Raw genomic sequence first — 1,232 nt, 5'->3', positions numbered from 1 at the left:
GGTGAGCTGACGGTCCAGGAAAAAAACCTCAGCGACGGCAGCAGCCCCGATGCGCCGGCGCTGACCCAAAACGGCACCTTCACCGTGACGGCGCTGGATGGCGTGCAGACCTTGAGCGTCGGTGGCATCAACGTCGTCACTGGCGGTGTGGCCGCCGGTTTCCCTCAATCAATCACCACGGCGTTGGGTAACACGCTGACCGTTACTGGCTACAACGCCACCACCGGCGTCGTGAGCTACAGCTACACCTTGCTGGACAACGAAGCCCATCCAAACGCCAACGGCGCCAACAGCCTCAGTGAGCAGTTTGCGGTTGTGGTCACCGACGACAACGGCACCACCGCCAACGGCAACCTCGACGTGAACATCGTCGACGACCTGCCAAAAGCCGTGGACGACAGCAACGGTACCGTCTCGGAGACCAACCTGACCCTGACCGGCAGTGTGCTGACCAACGACACCCAAGGCGCCGACCACGTCGCCTCCGGCCCAATCACGCCCGGTACGTTCACCGGCACCTACGGCACCCTGGTGCTCAACGCCGACGGCTCCTACACCTACACGCTCAACAGCGCCGATGCGGACTTCAAAGGCCTGCACGGCGGTGGCAATGGCAGCGAAACCTTCACCTACACATTGACCGATGCCGACGGCGATACCAGCACCGCCAACCTGGTGCTGCAAGTCCATAACAACGACGACCCAGTGATCATCACCGGCCTCGACATCGATGGCGGTGAGCTGACGGTCCAGGAAAAAAACCTCAGCGACGGCAGCAGCCCCGATGCGCCTGCTTTGACCCAAAACGGCACCTTCACCGTGACGGCCCTGGACGGCGTGCAGACCTTGAGCGTCGGTGGCATCAACGTCGTCACTGGCGGTGTGGCCGCCGGTTTCCCTCAATCGATCACCACGGCTCTGGGCAACACCCTGACCGTTACTGGCTTCAACGCCACCACCGGCGTCGTGAGCTACAGCTACACCTTGCTGGACAACGAAGCTCATCCGAACGCCAACGGCGCCAACAGCCTCAGTGAGCAATTCGCGGTTGTGGTCACCGACGACAACGGCACCACCGCCAACGGCAACCTCGACGTGAACATCGTCGACGACCTGCCAAAAGCTGTGGACGACAGCAACGGTACCGCCTCGGAAACCCACCTGACCCTGACCGGCAGCGTACTGACCAACGACACCCAAGGTGCGGACCATGTCGCCTCCGGCCCAATCAC

1 protein-coding gene is annotated in these 1,232 nt (G+C 62.4%); it reads left to right on the top strand.

What is annotated here, in order from left to right; translation table 11 throughout:
• The coding region (locus AD663_RS19485) for an Ig-like domain-containing protein (protein ID WP_218187226.1) at positions 1 to 1,232 on the top strand (1,232 nt) is incomplete at both ends.

The organism is Pseudomonas sp. Q12-87 (assembly GCF_001269755.1).
GTDB lineage: Bacteria > Pseudomonadota > Gammaproteobacteria > Pseudomonadales > Pseudomonadaceae > Aquipseudomonas > Aquipseudomonas fluorescens_S.
Note: the sequence above shows the minus strand (reverse complement) of the source record. Positions and strands in the feature narration are given on the sequence as shown.